Below are 19483 nucleotides of genomic sequence, written 5' to 3'. Positions count from 1 at the left end.
CTACGCGATCCGCTGTGGGCGTACGTGCCGCGGGAACTTCGCCGGGGCCTCGCACGCTTTGCATACAGTGGCAGGAACGGCAGGAAAAACGCGGTTTCCACAACCGCCTCCGCTCGCGAAGGGACGTACATGCCCATGGGTCACACGACCACAGCCGAGGCAGGCTCCGGGGGCCTGACAGCGACCGAGCACCGCCTGGCCAACGGTCTGCGCGTGGTGCTCTCCGAGGACCACCTGACCCCCGTGGCGGCCGTCTGCCTCTGGTACGACGTCGGCTCCCGCCACGAGGTCAAGGGGCGCACCGGCCTGGCCCACCTTTTCGAGCACCTGATGTTCCAGGGCTCGGGGCAGGTCAAGGGCAACGGCCACTTCGAACTGGTGCAGGGCGCCGGCGGCTCGCTCAACGGCACCACCAGCTTCGAGCGCACCAACTACTTCGAGACCATGCCCGCCCACCAGCTGGAGCTGGCGCTCTGGCTGGAGGCCGACCGCATGGGCTCCCTGCTGACCGCCCTGGACGACGAGTCCATGGAGAACCAGCGGGACGTCGTGAAGAACGAGCGCCGCCAGCGTTACGACAACGTTCCCTACGGGACGGCCTTCGAGCGGCTGACCGCCCTGTCGTATCCCGAGGGCCACCCGTACCACCACACGCCGATCGGCTCAATGGCGGACCTGGACGCGGCCACCCTGGAGGACGCCCGCCAGTTCTTCCGCACCTACTACGCGCCGAACAACGCGGTGCTCTCCGTGGTCGGCGACATCGACCCCGAGCAGACCCTCGCCTGGGTGGAGAAGTACTTCGGGTCCATCCCGTCGCACGACGGCAAGCCCGCGCCCCGGGACGGTTCCCTGCCGGACGTCATCGGCGAGCAGCTGCGCGAGGTCGTCGTCGAGGAGGTCCCGGCGCGCGCCCTGATGGCCGCCTACCGGCTGCCCCACGACGGCACCCGCGCCTGCGACGCGGCCGACCTCGCCCTGACCGTCCTCGGCGGCGGCGAGTCCTCCCGGCTCTACAACCGGCTGGTGCGCCGCGACCGTACGGCCGTGGCGGCCGGCTTCGGCCTGCTGCGTCTGGCCGGCGCGCCCTCCATGGGCTGGCTGGACGTGAAGACCTCCGGCGACGTGGAGGTGCCGGTCATCGAGGCCGCCATCGACGAGGAGCTGGCCCGGTTCGCCGAGGAAGGCCCCACCGCCGAGGAGATGGAGCGCGCCCAGGCCCAGTTGGAGCGCGAGTGGCTGGACCGGCTCGGCACGGTCGCGGGCCGCGCCGACGAACTGTGTCGCTACGCCGTCCTGTTCGGTGACCCGCAGCTCGCCCTGAACGCCGTGCCGCGCATCCTCGAGGTCACCCCGGAGGAGGTCCGGGAGGTCGCCAAGGCCCGTCTGCGCCCCGACAACCGCGCGGTCCTGGTCTACGAGCCCAAGTCCCCGGAGAACGTCGAGGACGCCGACCTGCCCGAGGACCCCGAGTCGGAAGCCACCGTAGAGGCCGGCAACGAGAACGAGGAGACGGCCAAGTGACCGAGCAGCTCGCCACCATGGACTTCCACCCCCGGCCACAGCCCGGTGAGGCCAGGCCCTGGGCCTTCCCGGCCCCCGAGCGCGCCGCGCTCGACAACGGCCTGACCGTGCTGCGCTGCCACCGACCCGGCCAGCAGGTCGTCGCCGTGGAGGTGCTGCTCGACGCGCCGCTGGACGCCGAGCCGGCCGGCCTGGACGGCGTGGCCACCATCATGGCGCGGGCCTTCTCCGAGGGCACCGACCGGCACTCCGCCGAGGAGTTCGCCGCCGAGCTGGAGCGCGCGGGCGCCACCCTCGACGCGCACGCCGACCACCCCGGCGTCCGGCTCAGCCTGGAGGTCCCCGCCTCCCGCCTGGCCAAGGGCCTCGGCCTGGTAGCCGACGCGCTGCGCGCCCCCGCCTTCGCCGAGAGCGAGATCGAGCGCCTGGTCCGCAACCGCCTGGACGAGATCCCGCACGAGCTGGCCAACCCCGCCCGCCGTGCCGCCAAGGAGCTGTCCAGGGAGCTGTTCCCGGCGGCCTCGCGCATGTCCCGGCCGCGCCAGGGCACCGAGGAGACCGTCGAGAAGATCGACGCCCCCGCCGTACGCGCCTTCTACGAGCGCCATGTGCGCCCCGGCACGGCCACCGCCGTGGTGGTCGGCGACCTCACCGGCATCGACCTGGACGCGCTGCTCGCCGACACCCTGGGCGCCTGGACCGGCACGCCCGGAGAGCCCCGGCCCGTGCCGGCGGTGACGGCCGACGACACCGGACGCGTCGTCATCGTGGACCGGCCCGGCGCCGTCCAGACGCAGCTGCTCATCGGCCGGATCGGCCCCGACCGGCACGACCGGGTGTGGCCCGCCCAGGTGCTCGGCACCTACTGCCTCGGCGGCACCCTCACCTCCCGCCTGGACCGCGTGCTGCGCGAGGAGAAGGGCTACACCTACGGGGTGCGCTCCTTCGGCCAGGTCCTGCGCTCGGCCCCGGACGGCACCGGCGCGTCGATGCTCGCCATCAGCGGCTCGGTGGACACGCCCAACACCGGCCCCGCCCTCGACGACCTGTGGAAGGTGCTGCGCACCCTCGCGGCGGAGGGCCTGACCGACGCCGAGCGGGACGTCGCCGTGCAGAACCTCGTCGGGGTCGCGCCGCTGAAGTACGAGACCGCGGCGGCCGTCGCGAGCACCCTCGCCGACCAGGTCGAGCAGCACCTGCCCGACGACTTCCAGGCGACGCTGTACCGGCAACTGGCCGCCACGGGCACGGTGGAGGCGACCGCGGCCGTCGTCAACGCCTTCCCGGTGGACCGCCTGGTGACCGTCCTGGTCGGTGACGCGGCGCAGATCAAGGCGCCGGTCGAGGCGCTGGGGATCGGCGACGTCACCGTGGTGGCGGCCGAGTAACGGCACACAGGGGACGGGGCCCTGGCGACCTACGGGTCGTCAGGGCCCCTGTTGTTCCACTCTCTTCCTCAGATGTCCGAATTGGGGCGGAGGTTGCCCGTCTGCCCTGTGGGATGCGCTACAAAAACCCTGATCTGTTTGGGGATCGAGAGCCGGTCCGCTTAGCGTCATCCGGGCTGTTCGTCGGGCAGTGCGCCGCACCCGCGGCACCGGACAGTCATCGCCGAGTCCCCGTACGGCGCGAGCCAGGGGAGCCGGGGACCCACACGTCCCTGGGGTGAATCGGGCACCCGCGCGTGACGCGAGGGAGTCCGTAGGAGACCTTCCTGCTCCGAACCCGTCAGCTAACCCGGTAGGCGAGAGGGAAGGAAAGGACCAGCCACTCCATGGCGTTCATGTGCGCCACCGGGAAGCACCGCAAGCCCGGCCGGGTCAAGCGAACCACCGCCCAGGCGGCCGGTGTCGCGGCCCTGACGACCACCGGCGTCATCGGCACCCTCGCGGCCTCCCCGGCGCTCGCCGCCGAGCGCCCCGCGGAACAGACCGGCCTCACCCCCGTACTCGCCGCGAGCGACGACGTCGCCGCGCACATCGACGCGCAGGCCGCCGCCCAGCAGCGGGCCGCCGAGCGCAAGGCGGCCCAGGAGGCCGCTGCCAAGCGGGTGAAGGAGGCGCGCGAGGCGGAGGCCCGTGCCGCCCGCGAGGCCGAGCGCAAGCGGCTGAACGCCTTCGTCGCCCCGATCGCGCACTCCTACGTGTCCACCGGTTACGAGGCCAGCAGCTCGCTGTGGTCCTCCGGGTCCCACACCGGCATCGACTTCCATGCCGCCGGCGGCACCCCGGTGCACGCGGTCGGCGTCGGCACCGTCGTCTCCACCGGCTGGGGCGGGGCGTACGGCAACCAGATCGTGATCCGCATGGCCGACGGCATGTACACCCAGTACGGCCATCTGTCGTCCATCGGCGTCACGGTGGGCCAGCAGGTCACCGCCGGCCAGCAGATCGGCCTGTCCGGCGCCACCGGCAACGTCACCGGCCCGCACCTGCACTTCGAGGCGCGCACCAGCCCCGACTACGGCTCCGACGTCGACCCCGTCGCCTACCTGCGCAACCACGGCGTGAACGTCTGACCGAGCCAGCGCGACCCCGCACGGCACCCGAAGCCCCGGCCACCGAGCCGGGGCTTTCGCCTTTTCCCGCGGTGCTCCGGTGGTCCCGTGTTCCGGCGGCCCCTGTCCAAAAAATATCCCCGGATTCCGGTCCGCCGTCGGAAAAGGCGGTGCGGTGGAATAGAGTCACCGGAATAGAGTCATGGGAAAACGCGTCCGTCGTCGGCGTCGTGTCGCGGGATCAAGACGGAGGTCGGTCATGCGTATTCCGGCGCAGTCGGTGTGCACGGCGATCCGGGACGACATCGTCGCGGGCGTCCTCGAACGCGGCGGCCGTCTCACCGAGGAGGTGCTGGCCCGCCGTTACGGGGTCTCGCGCGTCCCCGTGCGCGAGGCCCTGCGTACCCTGGAGGCGGAGGGCTTCGTGGTGACGCGCCGGCACGCGGGCGCCTGTGTGGCCGAGCCGAGCGAGCAAGAGGCCGCCGACCTGCTGGAGATGCGTCTGCTCCTGGAACCGCTCGGCGCCGCCCGGGCCGCCCGGCGGCGCACCGAGGCGCATCTGAAGGTGCTGCGCGGACTGGTCAGGCTGGGGCAGGAGCGCGCCCGGCGGGGCGACGGCGAAGAACTGCGCGCACTGGACGGCTGGTTCCACGAGACGCTGGCCCAGGCCTGCGGCAGCCCCTCGCTGACCTCCACCCTCCTCCAGCTGCGCCACAAGATCGCCTGGATGTACGTGCTCGACGCGCCGCCGGACCCGGTCGGCACCTGGACGGAGCACGGCGCGATCGTGGACGCGGTGGCGCGCGGAGACGGGGCGCGCGCCCGCACGGTGACCGCGCTGCACGCCGAGCGGGCGGCGGCCGAGCACCGGCTGCGCGTGCCCGGTGGCGCCGAGCGCGTGAGGACTTCGCAACATGCCGTAAACATGTCGGGCGCACAGAATTAACACGGGTGCCGTATACAAAGGGGTGGGTATTCTACGGGCCGGTATTTCCCCTATTTCTCCGGTGCCGTGAATTGCGGACCCCGGGTGAATGGGGTGGGCGTTCCACTGTGAAAGCGCCGGAAATCGCGAATTCAGACTCGCTCGCGATGGCCGCAAGGGGGACTCGCGGGTCTTCGCCGGTCCGCCGGTCGCCGTCGTGCGGTGCGGGCGGTGGCGGGACGGCCCGCACCGTCACCCCGCCCGCGCCGAGCCGGCGGACCGGCCCGAACCGGGCGTCATGGGAGTGCGGAACCGGGCGTCGCGCCACTGCGCGGAAGCCCGGCCCCTCGAAGGCCCGATGCCGCTCAGACGGTCTCGGGCAGCTCGTCCAGTCCCTCGGCGACCAGCTTGGCCAGCCGGTCCAGGGCGGCCTCGGCGCCCTCGGCGTCGGAGGCGAGCACGATCTCCTCGCCGCCCTGGGCGCCCAGCCCCAGGACGCCGAGCATGCTGGCCGCGTTGACCGGGGTGCCACCGGCCTTGGAGATCGTCACCGGGATGCCCGAGGCCGACGCGGCCCGGACGAAGATGGAGGCGGGGCGGGCGTGGAGACCCTCGGCCCAGCCGACGTTGACGCGGCGCTCAGCCATGTGTTGCTGCCCTTCACTCTTCAGGGTTGTCTAGACCAGTCTTCCATATGGTGAACCGTGCCTGGAGAGGGGCTGCGCACCCCCTCCACCGTGCCGTCGTGACCGCACCCTCGGCCCGGCGTCCGTCCCCACAGACTGCCCCGCGCCGTTGCCGGACGCTAGCCGTACTCTGGGGCGCATGCGAACCTCGGCGGAACCGCAGGGCCGGTACGAGTACCCCGCGCACTGGGAGGCGGACGTGGTGCTGCGGGACGGGGGCACCGCCCGCATCCGGCCCATCACCGTCGACGACGCCGACCGCCTGGTCCACTTCTACGAGCAGGTGTCGGACGAGTCCAAGTACTACCGCTTCTTCGCGCCCTACCCCCGGCTGTCCGCCAAGGACGTGCACCGCTTCACCCACCACGACTTCGTCGACCGGGTGGGGCTCGCGGCCACCGTGGGCGGCGAGTTCATCGCCACGGTCCGCTACGACCGCATCGGTGCCGGCGGCACCCCCGCGTCCGCGCCCGCCGACGAGGCGGAGGTCGCCTTCCTGGTGCAGGACGCCCACCAGGGCAGGGGAGTGGCCTCCGCGCTCCTGGAGCACATCGCGGCCGTCGCCCGCGAGCGGGGCATCCGCCGCTTCACCGCCGAGGTGCTGCCCGCCAACACCAAGATGATCAAGGTCTTCACGGACGCCGGCTACACCCAGAAGCGCAGCTTCGAGGACGGCGTCGTCCGCCTGGAGTTCGACATCGAGCCCACCGACCGCTCGCTCGCCGTGCAGCGCGCCCGCGAGCAGCGCGCCGAGGCCCGCTCGGTGCAACGGCTCCTCGCCCCCGGCTCCGTCGCGGTCATCGGCGTCGGCCGCGCCCCCGGCGGGGTGGGCCGCAGCGTCCTGGCCAACATCAAGGACGGCGGGTACGCGGGCCGCCTGTACGCGGTGAACAAGGCCTTCCCCGAGGACCTGGCGGAGGTCGACGGGGTGAGCGCGTACCACTGCGTGCGGGACATCGAGGGCCCGGTGGACCTCGCCGTCGTCGCCGTACCGGCCGAGTACGTGCCCGCCGTGGTCGCCGAGTGCGGGGAACACGGCGTCCAGGGGCTCGTCGTGCTCAGCGCCGGGTACGCCGAGAGCGGGCCCGACGGCAAGGAGCGGCAGCGGGCGCTCGTGCGGCAGGCACGGGCGTACGGCATGCGGATCATCGGGCCCAACGCGTTCGGCGTCATCAACACCGCCCCCGGTGTACGGCTGAACGCCTCCCTCGCGCCCGAGATGCCGCGCCCCGGCCGCATCGGCATGTTCGCCCAGTCCGGCGCCATCGGCATCGCGCTGCTGTCCCGGCTGCACCGGCGCGGCGGCGGGGTCACGGGGGTCAGCGGCGTCTCCACCTTCGTCTCCGCGGGCAACCGCGCCGACGTCTCCGGCAACGACGTCCTCCAGTACTGGTACGAGGACCCGGACACCGACGTCGTCCTGATGTACCTGGAGACCATCGGCAACCCCCGCAAGTTCACCCGGCTCGCCCGGCGGACGGCGGCGGCGAAGCCCCTCGTCGTGGTGCAGGGAACCGGCACCGCGCCCCAGGGCCACGCGGTCCGCGCCACCCGGCTGCCGCACGCGACGGTGTCCGCGCTGCTCCGCCAGGCCGGGGTGACCCGGGTCGACACCATCACCGAACTGGTCGACGCGGGACTGCTGCTCGCCCGCCAGCCGCTGCCCGCCGGGCCGCGCGTGGCGATCCTCGGCAACTCCGAGTCGCTGGGCGTCCTGACGTACGACCGCTGCCTGGCGGAGGGGCTCCGGCCGGCGCGGCCCCTGGACCTGACGACCGGGGCGAGCGCGGAGGACTTCCACCGGGCGCTGAGCGAGGCGCTGGCCGACGACACGAACGACTCCGTCGTGGTGACGGCGATCCCGGCGATCGGCGAGGCGTCGCCGGGGGACGCGGAGCTGGCGGAGGCGCTGCGGTCCGCCGCGGCGGCGGTGCCGGGGAAGCCGGTGCTGGTGGTGCACGTGGAGCTGGGCGGACTGGCGCAGGCGCTGTCGGCGGCGGCGAGCACCGCGCCGGCCGCCGCGGACAAGGCCCCCGGCGAACAGGGCGGCGCCCGGCCGCCCCGCCCGGCGGAACGACCGCCCACCTCGGTCTCCCCGCCCGAAGGGGCCCGGCTCATCCCCGCCTACCCCGCCGCCGAACGCGCCGTCCGGGCCCTCGCAGAGGCCGTCCGCTACGGGCAGTGGCGCAGGGAGGCGACGGACCCCGGAAGGGTGCCGGAGTACGAGGACATCGACGAGAAGGGGGCCGCGCGGCTGATCGCGGAGCTGCTGGCACGCGGCGAAGGGCTCACGATCTCCGAGGCGGAGACCTGCGAGCTGCTCGGCAAGTACGGCATCAGGGTGCGGCGCGCCCTGCCCGCGCCCACCCCCGACGCCGCCGCCGAGGCCGCCCGCGCCCTCGGCTACCCGGTGGCCCTGAAGGCGACCGCCCCCCACCTCAGGCACCGCGCCGACCTGGGCGGGGTCCGCCTGGACCTGGCCGACGAGGACCAACTGCGGCGGGCCTACGCCGAGTTGTCCGAGCTGTTCGGCAAGCCGGAGGAACTGCGGCCGGTGGTGCAGGGAATGGCGCCCAGGGGGGTCGACACCGTCGTACGGGCCGTGATCGACCCGGCGGCCGGGGCCGTGCTGTCCTTCGGTCTGGCCGGCGCGGCCTCCCAGCTGCTGGACGACACGGCGCACCGGCTGATCCCGGTCACCGACCGGGACGCGACCTCGCTGGTGCGCACGATCCGCACCGCCCCCCTGCTCTTCGGCTGGCGCGGCTCCACCCCCGTCGACACCCCCGCCCTGGAGGAACTGCTGCTACGGGTGTCCCGGCTGGTCGACGACCACCCCGAGGTGGTCGCCGTCACCCTGGAACCGGTCGTCGTGGCCCCCCGCGGCGCCAACGTCCTCGGCGCGACCGTCCGCCTCGCCCCACCCCCGGCCCGGGACGACCACGGACCCCGCACGATGCCGACGTACTGAACGGGAGCGGACCCGCCACTCGGCCTACGGCTCCCCGGCCCCCGCCCCCCACTCCCGCCCCCCGAGGCCCCGCCCGGACTCCTTCCCCGCCCGCCCTTGGCGGAAATCCGCCGCCCCGCGGCCCCCGCGGGCGGTCCGCCACGGACCGGTGTCCCGGTGTTCATCCGCGTGTCCCCGGGAGGCCCCCGGTCCCGTGGCCGCGGCGCGTCCCGTGGTCCCGGGCGGCCCTGACCCCCCTTGGCCACGGACTAGGATGGACGCCATGGCCAAGACCAGTACGACGACCCAGGGGCTGCGCGCGGCGATCGAGCGCAGCGGCTACTACCCGGCCCTCGTGGCCGAGGCGGTGGAGGCCGCGGTGGGCGGCGAGCCCATCCGGTCGTACCTGGTCCACCAGGAGACCACGTTCGACCAGAACGAGGTACGCCGCCATGTGACCGTCCTGGTCCTCACCGCCAACCGCTTCATCGTCAGCCACACCGACGAGCAGGCCGCCGACAGCACCTCCCCGACGCCGTACGCCACCACCTCCACCGAGTCGGTCAAGCTCGGCCGGATCTCCTCCGTCGTGGTCAGCCGGGTGGTGGCCAACCCCGAGCAGTACACCCCGGGCACCCTGCCCCGCGAGGTCGTGCTGACCATCGGCTGGGGCGCGGTGAGCCGGATCGACCTGGAGCCCGCCGCCTGCGGCGACCCCAACTGCGACGCCGACCACGGCTACACCGGCAACTCCACGGCGGACGACCTCAGCCTGCGCGTCAGCGAGGCCGGGGACGGCCCGGAGACGGTGCGCGAGGCGCTCGCCTTCGCGCAGGCCATCTCGGAGGCGACCGCGGACATCGCCCGCTGATGTCCCAGCTCTCCGCCTGGGACCACCCGGAACCCCTCGCCCTGGACACCGCGCCGCTGCCCCAGTACGGCACCGGCTCCCTCGCCGACCTGCTGCCGACCCTCGCCGCCGGCATGGGCGTCCCCGGCATGTCCGCGAGGATCACCGAACTGACCCCGGTCGACCGGGCCTGTGTCTTCCTGGTCGACGGTCTCGGCTGGGAGCAGCTGCGCGCCCACCCCGACGAGGCCCCCTTCCTCACCTCGCTGCTCGGCAGCTCCCGCGGCGGCACCGGCTGCCCGCTCACCGCGGGCTACCCGGCGACCACCGCGACCTCCCTGGCCTCCGTCGGCACCGGCCTGCCGCCCGGCGCGCACGGCCTGCCCGGCTACACGGTCCGCGACCCGGCCACCGGCGCGCTGATGAACCAGCTGCGCTGGCAGCCGTACACCGACCCGCGCCCCTGGCAGCCGTACCCCACCGTCTTCCAGCTGGCCCACGACGCCGGGGTGCACGCCGCCCAGGTGTCCTCGCCCGCCTTCGAGCACACCCCGCTCACCAAGGTCGCGCTGAGCGGCGGCACCTTCCACGGCAGGCTGTCCGGCGAGGAGCGGATCGACCTGGCCGCCGAGCAACTGGCCGCCGGGGACCGCTCGCTGGTGTACACGTACTACGCCGAACTCGACGGCTCCGGCCACCGCTACGGCGTCGCCTCCGACACCTGGCGCGGCCAGCTGATGTACGTCGACCGGCTGGCCCAGCGCCTCGCCGAGCAACTGCCCCCGCGCAGCGCGCTCTACGTCACCGCCGACCACGGCATGATCGACGTGCCGTTCGACGACGAGCACCGCATCGACTTCGACACGGACTGGGAACTGCGCGCCGGCGTCGCCCTGCTGGGCGGCGAGGGGCGGGCCCGGCACGTGTACGCGGTGCCGGGCGCCCACAACGACGTGCTGACCTGCTGGCGCGAGGTGCTGGGGGAGCAGTTCTGGGTGGCCTCGCGGGACGAGGCGATCCAGGCCGGCTGGTTCGGGCCGCACGTGGACGAGCGGGTGTACGCCCGGCTCGGGGACGTGATCGCGGCCGCGTACGACGACGTCCTGATCATCGCCTCCGAGCGGGAACCGAAGGAGTCCGCGCTGGTGGGCAACCACGGTTCGATGACCCCCGCCGAGCAGCTGGTCCCGCTGCTCGAAGTACGCTCCTGACCCCCTACCGCCTTCCTCCCCCTCGCCGAAAGGTGCTCAACTCCTCATGCCCGAGCTGGTGTTCTTCTCCGGAACGATGGACTGCGGGAAGTCGACGCTGGCTCTCCAGATCGAGCACAACCGCTCCGCTCGCGGCCTGGCCGGCATGATATTCACCCGCAACGACCGCGCGGGCGCGGGCAAGCTGTCCTCCCGCCTCGGCCTGGTCACCGACGCCGTCGAGGTCGCCGACGACCAGGACCTGTACGTCTACGTCGTGGACCACCTCTCGCAGGGCGGCCGGATCGACTACGTGATCGCGGACGAGGCGCAGTTCCTCGCACCCGGCCAGATCGACCAGCTGGCCCGCGTGGTGGACGACCTCGGCGTGGACGTCTTCGCCTTCGGCATCACCACCGACTTCCGCTCCAAGCTGTTCCCCGGTTCCCAGCGGCTGGTGGAGCTGGCCGACCGCATCGAGGTGCTCCAGGTGGAGGCGCTGTGCTGGTGCGGCGCCCGCGCCACGCACAACGCGCGCACGGTCGGCGGGGAGATGGTGGTCGAGGGCGCCCAGGTGGTCGTCGGGGACGTCAACCAGGAGGCCGGCGAGGTCGGTTACGAGGTGCTGTGCCGCCGCCACCACCGGCGCCGGATGACCGCGGCGACGGCCCGCGCGGCGGCCATCTCCCCGGACGTGCTGCCGGTCTCGTCCTCCTGAGCCCGCCCGCCGCGGTCTCCTGAGCCGGTTCTCCCGGACGGGCCGGACGCATCCGGAGGGGAGCCCGCCCGAACCCTTTCAGCGCGGCTCCTGGACCACCGAGAACACCGCGCCCTCCGGGTCCGCCACCGTCGCCACCCGCCCGTGCGGGCCGTCCTCGGCCGGGCGGACCACCCGGCCGCCGAGCGCGGTCACCCGGCGCAGCGCCCCGTCCGTGTCGGCCACCCGGAAGCAGGTCGCCCAGTACGGCCCCCGGTCCCGGGGCAGCGCCCGGCCCAGGCCGTGCACGGCGGCCACCGGGTGCCCGTCGACGCGCAGGGTCACCTGGTCCGCACCCGAGCCGGCCGCCGCCTCCGTCTCGTAGCCGAACACGCTCGCGTAGAACTTGGTGACGCTTTCCGTCTCGAACGTGAGCAGTTCGTTCCAGGCGGGCGTGCCCGGCACCCCGGTGACCGGGGTGCCCAGGCGCGCGGGGCCCTGCCAGATGCCGAACACCGCCCCACAGGGGTCGGCGGCGATGGCCAGCCGCCCGGCCTCGTCCGCGTCCAGCGGGCCGACCGCCACCGTGCCGCCGCACAGCCGTACCGCCTCGGCGGTGCGGTCCACGTCGTCCGAGGCGAGGTAGGGCGTCCAGGCGATCGGCAGCCGGTGGTCCGGCGGCAGCTGCCCCATGCCGGCCACCTCGCGCCCGTCGAGCAGCGCCCGCACGTACGGGCCGAGCTGCCGCGGGCCCGGCCGGAACTCCCAGCCGAACAGCGCCCCGTAGAACTCCTCGGTGGCGGTGAGCTCGTGCGCCATCAGGCTCACCCAGCAGGGCGTGCCGGGCGCGCGCAGCGCGTGCGGACCGGCCGACTCCCGTGCCTCGGTCATCGATCACTCTCTCCCCGGCCGCCCGTGTGGCGGCCGTGTCGCTTCCGCTCCCCCCGGCAGGGGTGCGCACACGCCGTCGGCGCGTACGCCCGTACCGGTGTCCGCATCTTCCACGCTCTCGCGACCATGTCCCGCCGCCGCGCCGCCTCTTGGCGGTGTCTTCGGAAGTTTTCCAGGGCCGGCGTCTTTCGCCGTCACCTGACGATGTCCGACGGGCGTCCGCCGGGCGTACGGTTCGTGCCCGGTCCCCTACTGTTCGTGACCGAGCCCGCCCGGCCGAGCAGAGTAGCCGTACCTGGACGCCGCGGCCACCCCTGGCGTATGCATGGCGCCATGACAGTCATCATCACCGCATCCGAACTCGCCCGGGAGCTCGCCGGACAGGCGCCGCCGGTCCTGCTGGACGTCCGCTGGCAGCTGAGCCTGGCGAAGGCGGCGGGTGCCCCGGCCTTCGACGGCCGGGCCGAGTACGCGGCCGGGCACATCCCCGGTGCGGCCTTCGTCGACCTGGACCGGGAGCTGGCCGCGGCCCCGGGCGCGCGGGGCCGCCATCCGCTGCCGGACATCACGGAGTTCGGCGCCGCGATGCGCCGCGCGGGCGTGTCGGCGGGCCGCCCGGTCGTCGTCTACGACGGCGGACAGGGCTGGGCCGCCGCGCGCGCGTGGTGGCTGCTGCGCTGGACGGGTCACCCGGACGTGCGGGTTCTGGACGGCGGGTTGCCGTCCTGGGAGGGCGAGTTGGCGACCGGGACGTCCACCCCGGCCGAGGGCGACTTCAGGCCGGCGCCGGGCGCGGCGGGCCTGCTGGACGCGGACGGCGCCGCCGCGCTGGCCCGCACGGGTCTGCTGCTGGACGCCCGCGCGGGGGAGCGGTACCGGGGCGAGGTGGAGCCCGTGGACCGGGTCGGCGGGCACATCCCGGGCGCGGTCTCGGCGCCGACGGCGGAGAACGTCGGCCCCGACGGCCGCTTCCTGCCCGCGGCCGAGCTGAAGGACCGCTTCAAAGCGCTCGGCGTCCAGGCCGACACGGAGGTGGGCGTCTACTGCGGCTCGGGCGTGTCGGCCGCGCACGAGGTGCTGGCCCTCGCGGTGGCCGGCATCCCGGCGGCGCTGTACGTCGGTTCGTGGTCGGAGTGGTCCGCGGACCCGTCCCGGCCGGTCGCGACGGGCGCGGACCCGCAGTAGCGAGCCGACGGCAGGGGCGGGTCACTCCGGTGACCCGCCCCTGAGCGTTGTCGTACGGCCGGTTACTCCTGCTTCTTGCGGCGGGTGCCGAACACGATCTCGTCCCAGCTCGGGACGGCCGCGCGGCGGCCGGGGCGGACGCCGTCGGCCTCCGCCTGACGGTCGGTCGCGCCGATCAGCCGGTCCCGGTGGCTGCCGACCGACCGGGGCATGAGGACGTCCGCGTAGGCCGAACCGGCCGAGGCGGCGGGCGCCGGCGGTTCCTCCGCGACGGCCTCCTCGTCGGGCTCGTCCGAGGGGTCCGGGGCGCGCTCCGGGACGACCATGTCGCCGCGGAAGGACGGCACGGCCTCCAAGAGGCTGGTCAGCGAGTCCCGTTCACCGGTGCTCTCCTCGGCGGGTTCGGCCGACTGCGCGGGCAGGGTGGGCCGCTCGCGGTCGGTCTGCCGGTCGAGGGCGCGGTCCATGGAGCGCTCGCGCGGCAGCCGGGCGATGCGCGGGACGAACGGGAAGCTCGGCTCGGGTGCGGCGAGGTCGTCGGACTCGCCGATCAGCGAGCGGGCCTCGTCGTCCACGGCCTGGACCAGCCGCCGGGGCGGGTCGTACGTCCAGCTCGCGGAGTGCGGTTCGCCCGCGACCCGGTAGACGAGCAGGACCTCCCAGGTGCCGTCGTCGCGGCGCCAGGAGTCCCACTGCACGGTGTCCTTCTCGGCGCCGCGCAGCAGCAGCCGTTCCTGGACGGCCTCGCCGAGCAGGGGACCGGAGTTCTCGCCGGGGCGGCGGACCGGGGTCTTGCGGGCACGCTCGGCCATGAAGGCGCGCTCGGCCAGTACCGGACCCTCGAAGCGCCGTACCCGGTCGACGGGGATGCCCGCGAGCTGGGCGACCTCTTCCGCGGTGGCACCGGCTCGTATCCGCGCCTGGATGTCGCGGGGGCGCAGATGGCTCTCGACCTCGATCTCGATCTGGCCGAGGCGCGGCCGGTCGCCGCGTACGGCGGCGCGCAGCCGTTCGTCGATCGGAAGCGTGTACTCCGTTGAGTCGGCAGCCTTCAGCACCAGCCGTGTGCCGTCATTCGAGACGGCCACGACACGCAGTTCGGGCATGGGGACCTCCCGGGTGGTGCCTGCCGACGTCACGTGCGTCGCTGCTTCCGCTAGTCGAGTGTGGCCTGCCCGGGTGCAGCCTGCCACAACCTTGCCGAGTTGCCCGGCGTGTCGGGCACGGGCCCTGGATCGCCGTTATGGCACGGTTACCTGTTCGCCACGCTAAGTGACCAAGTCCGTCACCCTGTGCAACTAGCCCCCTCCCGGCGGTCCTTGGCGGCCGCGGACACCCTGGTGGGAGACCGGACCCAGGGCTCGCAACAGTACTCCATTCGGGCCACGAGCGTGGATTGGCGCGCCGCCCAACTTCCGGCAACGGACGCGACCCGGCCCGCCGCAACGGGATTTGTCGATCATGAACGTGGCGAACTTCACGTAATCTCCAGAAACGGAACTAATGGTTTCGTGCGTACGTCCCTATCTCGTGCAGTCGGCCACTCAATGTCGATCAAGTACGGGAAAGGCAGGCAAGTTCCGGGCATGCGCGAAACACCCGATGCGGGGCGGAAGCGGATCGACCTCAACGTCCCCCAGGTGGCGGGAAGCGCCCTGGCGGCGGTCGTGGCGGCCAAGCTGGCTTCCTCCTTCGGCGTGTACGGCACGATCCTCGGCGCGGGCGTCGTCAGTGTGATCGCCACCTGTGGCGGCACCGTCTTCCAGCACTTCTTCAAGCGGACCGGGGAACAGCTGCGGGTGGTCAAGACCGGGGCCCGGCCTCAGGTGCAGGCGCCGCCGGCCCCGGGCGAGTTCACCGAGGGCACCGTCTACCGGGCGCGGATCAAGAGCTGGCGCCGGCCGCTGGTCGCCGCCGCTCTCGTGTTCGGGGTGACCATGGGCGGCATCACGGTGTACGAACTGGTGTCCGGCAGCAGTTTCAGCGGCGGCACCGGCACGACGGTCGGCGACGCCGTCGGCGGGCGGCACTCCTCGGCGCACCGGACGAACGACCCGAGGCCCGGCCAGCAACCCTCCGGTACCCCCTCGCTCACCACCCCGACCGGCGGCGTCCCCTCCCAGGGCTCCGGCTCGGGCACCGGCACCGGCGGCGGTACGGCGGACCCGGCGACGCCGACCCCGAGCGCCTCGCCGGACGGGCGGGCGCAGGACGGCGGGACCGGCCCGTCCCCCGCGCCCAGCGGCTCCGCCCCGGCGACTACGCCCCCAGGACCCTCCGCAGATAGTCGTTCTGGAACAGCCGATCCGGGTCGAGGCGGTCCCGCAACGCCGTGAACTCGGCGAACCTCGGGTACACCCGGGCGAGGTACTCCGCGTCCCGGGTGTGCACCTTGCCCCAGTGCGGCCGGCCTTCGTGCGCGGTGAAGATCCGCTCGGCGGCGGTGAAGTACGCCTGGTACGGCGTGCCCCGGTACATGTGCACGGCGACATAGGCGCTGTCCCGGCCGGAGGCGGTGGACAGGGTGATGTCGTCGGCCGGGGCGGTGCGCACCTCCACGGGGAAGCTGACGCGCAGGCCCGAGCGCTCCACCATGGACCTCAGCTCGCGCACCGTCTCCACCAGGGCCGCGCGCGGAACGGCGTACTCCATCTCCACGAAGCGCACCCGGCGCGGTGAGGTGAAGACCTTGTACGGGATGTCGGTGTACGAGCGCGCGGACAGGGCCTGGCTGGAGATCCGCGCGATGGCCGGGATCGCGGCGGGAGCCGCCCGGCCGGCCCACTGGGCCACCTGGAAGACGCCGTTGGACAGGAACTCGTCCTCGAACCACCCGGCCAACCGCCCCACGGGTCGCTCGGGCCCGGCGCTGCGGTTGTTGCGCTTGGTGGTGGTGTTCCCGGTGTGCGGGAACCAGTAGAACTCGAAGTGCTCGTTCTCCGCCCACAGTTGGTCGAACTCGGCGAGGACCCGGTCGAGGGGCATCGGCTCCTCGCGGGCGGTGAGCAGGAACAGCGGCTCCACGGCGAAGGTGATCGCGGTGACGATGCCGAGCGCGCCGAGCCCCGTCCGGGCGGCCGCGAAGATCTCGGGGTTCTCCTTCTCGGAGCAGCCGAGCACCGAGCCGTCCGCCGTGACGAGTTCGAGGCCCTTGATCTGGGCGGCGATGGAGGCCGAGTCGCGGCCCGTGCCATGGGTGCCGGTGCTGGTGGCGCCGGAGACCGTCTGCTCCATGATGTCGCCCATGTTGGTGAGCGACAGGCCCTCGCGCGCCAGGGCCGCGTTGAGCCTCTTGAGGGGGGTGCCGGACTCGACCGTGACGGTCATGGCCGCCCGGTCGATCCCGCGTATGCCCGTCAGCAGTTGAGGGCGTATCAAGACGCCGTCGGTGGCGGCGATCGACGTGAAGGAGTGCCCGGTGCCGACCGCCTTCACCTTCAGGCCGTCCTCGCGCGCCCGGCGCACCGCCGCGGCCAGCTCCTCGACCGAGGCCGGCTCGACCTGCCGGGCGGGCCGGGCCGCGACGTTCCCGCCCCAGTTACGCCATGTGCCGTTCGTGCCGCTCGTCTTCCCGCTCGCTGTGCTGCTCAACGGTGCCTCCCCGACCCGCGGCCGGCCTGCGCAGCCGGCGGTACCCGAGGAAACCGACCACGACCGCGACGGCCCCGGACAGCGCCGGAACCCCGTACCCGGCCCGCGCGCCGGCGGCGTCGATCACCGTGCCGCCCAGCGAGGAGCCGAGCGCCACGCCGACCGCCAGGCCGGTGCTCACCCAGGTCATGCCCTCGGTCAGCTGCGCGCGAGGTACGTGCTCTTCGATGAGGGACATCGTGGTGATCATCGTCGGTGCGATGGACAGCCCCGCAACGAACAGCGCCACGGCCAGAAGCGGCAGGTTTCCGACCAGTAGGAGGGGGATCATACTCACGGCCATCGCGGCGACGCCCAGCAGCCAGCGGCGTTCCGGTGCCCCTGCCAGGCGCAGCAGTCCGAAGACCGCCCCGGCCGCACAGGAGCCGGCCGCGTACACGGCGAGGACCACGCTCGCCGCGCCCTTGTGGCCGCGTTCGTCGGCGAAGGCGACCGTGACCACGTCCACCGACCCGAAGATCGCGCCGGTCGCCACGAAGGTCGCCACCAGCACCTGAAGCGCCCGCGAGCGCAGGGCGCTGCCGCCGCCGTGCCGTTCGCGCGGGTGCGGCCGCGGCTCGGTGGCCCGCTGTGCGGTCAGCCAGCAGACGCCGGCCGCCAGGAAGCAGGCGGCCAGCAGGGGACCGGCCTCGGGGAACCAGGCCGTGCACAGGCCGATGGAGATGATCGGCCCGAAGACGAAGCAGACCTCGTCCATGACCGACTCGAACGAGTAGGCGGTGTGCAGCTTGGGCGTGCCCCGGTAGATGGCGGCCCAGCGGGCCCGGATCATCGCGCCCAGGCTCGGCACCGCGCCGATGCCGGCGGCGCAGACGAACAGCGCCCAGTCCGGCCACCCGAAGTGCGCGACGAGCAGCAGCCCGGCCGTCGCCGCGAGGGCCACGAGGGTCGCGGGCCGCAGCACCCGGCTCTGGCCGTGCCGGTCCACCAGACGGGAGACCTGCGGTCCGAGGACCGCCGCGGACAGCGCGATGGTGGCCGACAGCGCGCCCGCGAGCCCGTAGCGCCCGGTGAGCTGCGAGACCATCGTGACCACGCCGATGCCCATCATGGACAGCGGCATCCGGCCGAGCAGCCCGGCGGCCGAGAAGGCCTTGGTGCCGGGCACGTCGAACAAGGCTCTGTAGGGGCTGGGCACGTGGTCTCCGGGGCGGTCCGTAAGGCGCGAATGCGGCGGATACAGCTTACGAGTTAGGCGACCCTAAGCGCATCCGGTCGAGCGGTGGGAAATATCGTCATAAACCATTTGGAACCCGACTCTTCAGTCCGCGGTTGCCGGGCTGTCGGTACCGGGTGGCAGGATCGAGTCATGCCAGACGCGCTCGATGCCACCCCGTACGACGCCCTGCTCCTGCTGTCCTTCGGCGGCCCCGAAGGACCCGACGACGTGGTCCCGTTCCTGGAGAACGTCACACGCGGGCGCGGCATCCCCAAGGAACGACTGAAGGAAGTCGGGCAGCACTACTTCCTGTTCGACGGGGTCAGCCCCATCAACGGCCAGAACCGCGCCCTGATCGAGGCCCTGCGCGAGGACTTCGCCGGACACGGCCTGGACCTGCCCGTCTACTGGGGCAACCGCAACTGGGCGCCGTACCTGACCGACACCCTGCGCCAGATGGCCGCCGACGGCCGCCGCCGCATCCTGGTGCTCGCCACCAGCGCCTACGCCTCCTACTCGGGCTGCCGCCAGTACCGCGAGAACCTCGCCGACGCGCTGGCCACCCTGGAGGCCGAGGGCCTCGACCTCCCGAGGGTCGACAAGCTGCGCCACTACTTCAACCACCCCGGCTTCGTCGAACCCATGATCGACGGCGTGCTGCGCTCCCTCGCCGACCTCCCCGAGGACGTCCGCGACGGCGCCCACATCGCCTTCACCACCCACTCCATCCCCACGGCCGCCGCCGACACCTCCGGCCCCGTCGAGGACCACGGCGAGGGCGGCGCCTACGTGGCGCAGCACCTGGACGTGGCCCGGCTGATCGCCGACGCGGTCCGCGAGCGCACCGGTGTGGACCACCCCTGGCGGCTCGTCTACCAGTCCCGCTCCGGCGCCCCGCACATCCCGTGGCTGGAGCCCGACATCTGCGACCACCTGGAGGAGCGGCACGCGGCGGGCGTCCCGGCGGTCGTCATGGCCCCCATCGGCTTCGTCTCCGACCACATGGAGGTCCTGTACGACCTCGACACGGAGGCCAGGGCGAAGGCCGAGGAACTGGGCCTGCCGGTGCGGCGCTCGGCCACCGTGGGCGCCGACCCCCGGTTCGCGGCCGCCGTGCGCGAGCTGGTCCTGGAGCGCGCCGCCACCGAGCGCGGCCAGGCGGTCAAACCCTGCGCCCTGGGCTCCCTGGGCGCGAGCCACGACGTCTGCCCGGTCGGCTGCTGCCCGTCCCGGGCGCCCCGCCCGGCCGCCGCGGGCGCCGACAGCCCCTACGCGTGA

At 73.4% G+C, this 19483-nt stretch carries 16 protein-coding genes and 1 riboswitch; of the genes, 11 read left to right on the top strand and 5 right to left on the bottom strand.

Annotated features, from left to right (window positions below):
- Positions 1-129: 129 nt before the first annotated feature.
- From HZZ00_RS28100 to HZZ00_RS28085, 4 genes are all read left to right on the top strand, one after another.
- On the top strand, positions 130-1524 hold the full coding sequence (locus tag HZZ00_RS28100) for a pitrilysin family protein (RefSeq protein WP_180329061.1): 1395 nt from the start codon (positions 130-132) through the stop codon (positions 1522-1524).
- Between the two features lie 17 nt (positions 1525-1541).
- A complete protein-coding gene (locus HZZ00_RS28095) occupies positions 1542-2912 on the top strand; it encodes a pitrilysin family protein (protein WP_180333746.1) in 1371 nt (456 codons plus the stop codon).
- 211 nt (positions 2913-3123) lie between these two features.
- A riboswitch (cyclic di-AMP (ydaO/yuaA leader) is annotated at positions 3124-3286 on the top strand.
- Positions 3287-3298: 12 nt separating this feature from the next.
- On the top strand, positions 3299-4042 hold the full coding sequence (locus HZZ00_RS28090) for a M23 family metallopeptidase (protein ID WP_180329060.1): 744 nt from the start codon (positions 3299-3301) through the stop codon (positions 4040-4042).
- A 238-nt stretch (positions 4043-4280) separates the two neighbouring features.
- Positions 4281-4967, top strand: a complete 687-nt coding sequence (locus HZZ00_RS28085) for a GntR family transcriptional regulator (protein ID WP_180329059.1) — start codon at positions 4281-4283, stop codon at positions 4965-4967.
- A 344-nt stretch (positions 4968-5311) separates the two neighbouring features.
- Here the strand turns inward: HZZ00_RS28085 and HZZ00_RS28080 are convergent, their stop codons facing one another.
- Entirely contained in the window at positions 5312-5593 is a 282-nt protein-coding gene (locus tag HZZ00_RS28080) for an HPr family phosphocarrier protein (protein ID WP_180329058.1), read from the bottom strand.
- 178 nt (positions 5594-5771) lie between these two features.
- Between HZZ00_RS28080 and HZZ00_RS28075 the strand changes: the two genes are divergently transcribed.
- The 4 genes from HZZ00_RS28075 to HZZ00_RS28060 all read left to right on the top strand — a co-directional run bounded on the left by HZZ00_RS28075 (position 5772) and on the right by HZZ00_RS28060 (position 11340).
- Positions 5772-8603 (top strand): bifunctional GNAT family N-acetyltransferase/acetate--CoA ligase family protein, encoded by a 2832-nt coding sequence (locus HZZ00_RS28075; RefSeq protein WP_180329057.1) that lies wholly within the window; start codon positions 5772-5774, stop codon positions 8601-8603.
- Between the two features lie 253 nt (positions 8604-8856).
- Positions 8857-9453, top strand: coding sequence for a DUF5998 family protein (locus tag HZZ00_RS28070; protein ID WP_180329056.1), 597 nt, complete (start codon positions 8857-8859; stop codon positions 9451-9453).
- The gene (locus HZZ00_RS28065) at positions 9453-10643 is read left to right on the top strand and encodes an alkaline phosphatase family protein (RefSeq protein WP_180329055.1); all 1191 of its coding nucleotides are present in this window, start codon (positions 9453-9455) and stop codon (positions 10641-10643) included. Before HZZ00_RS28070 ends, HZZ00_RS28065 begins: the two co-directional genes overlap by 1 nt.
- A gap of 46 nt (positions 10644-10689) precedes the next feature.
- Positions 10690-11340: a thymidine kinase gene (locus tag HZZ00_RS28060; RefSeq protein WP_070022985.1), complete on the top strand. Its 651-nt coding sequence runs from the start codon at positions 10690-10692 to the stop codon at positions 11338-11340.
- 78 nt (positions 11341-11418) lie between these two features.
- On the opposite strand, the gene HZZ00_RS28055 is transcribed toward HZZ00_RS28060, so the two are convergent.
- The gene (locus HZZ00_RS28055; RefSeq protein WP_180329054.1) at positions 11419-12210 is read right to left on the bottom strand and encodes a VOC family protein; all 792 of its coding nucleotides are present in this window, start codon (positions 12208-12210) and stop codon (positions 11419-11421) included.
- A gap of 333 nt (positions 12211-12543) precedes the next feature.
- Here HZZ00_RS28055 and HZZ00_RS28050 point away from each other — a divergent pair, with 333 nt between their 5' ends.
- Positions 12544-13395, top strand: coding sequence for a sulfurtransferase (locus HZZ00_RS28050; RefSeq protein ID WP_180329053.1), 852 nt, complete (start codon positions 12544-12546; stop codon positions 13393-13395).
- Between the two features lie 62 nt (positions 13396-13457).
- On the opposite strand, the gene sepH is transcribed toward HZZ00_RS28050, so the two are convergent.
- Positions 13458-14501, bottom strand: a complete 1044-nt coding sequence (sepH, locus tag HZZ00_RS28045) for a septation protein SepH (protein ID WP_070022982.1) — start codon at positions 14499-14501, stop codon at positions 13458-13460.
- Positions 14502-14981: 480 nt separating this feature from the next.
- On the opposite strand from sepH, the gene HZZ00_RS28040 reads away from it, so the two are divergent.
- Positions 14982-15731 carry a hypothetical protein gene (locus HZZ00_RS28040; RefSeq protein ID WP_180329052.1) on the top strand — a complete coding sequence of 250 codons (750 nt, stop codon included), beginning with the start codon at positions 14982-14984 and terminating at the stop codon, positions 15729-15731.
- On the opposite strand, the gene HZZ00_RS28035 is transcribed toward HZZ00_RS28040, so the two are convergent.
- Both HZZ00_RS28035 and HZZ00_RS28030 read right to left on the bottom strand, forming a co-directional pair.
- A complete protein-coding gene (locus tag HZZ00_RS28035; protein ID WP_180329051.1) occupies positions 15655-16986 on the bottom strand; it encodes a D-arabinono-1,4-lactone oxidase in 1332 nt (443 codons plus the stop codon). The genes HZZ00_RS28040 and HZZ00_RS28035 overlap by 77 nt on opposite strands.
- Positions 16934-18184 carry an MFS transporter gene (locus HZZ00_RS28030; protein WP_180329050.1) on the bottom strand — a complete coding sequence of 417 codons (1251 nt, stop codon included), beginning with the start codon at positions 18182-18184 and terminating at the stop codon, positions 16934-16936. Before HZZ00_RS28030 ends, HZZ00_RS28035 begins: the two co-directional genes overlap by 53 nt.
- 171 nt (positions 18185-18355) lie before the next feature.
- On the opposite strand from HZZ00_RS28030, the gene HZZ00_RS28025 reads away from it, so the two are divergent.
- Complete coding sequence (locus tag HZZ00_RS28025) at positions 18356-19483, top strand: ferrochelatase (protein WP_180329049.1); 1128 nt, start codon at positions 18356-18358, stop codon at positions 19481-19483.

The sequence above is a fragment of the Streptomyces sp. NEAU-sy36 genome (genome assembly GCF_013423905.1).
Taxonomy (GTDB): domain Bacteria; phylum Actinomycetota; class Actinomycetes; order Streptomycetales; family Streptomycetaceae; genus Streptomyces; species Streptomyces misionensis.
This window is presented reverse-complemented; position numbering and strand designations above follow the sequence as displayed.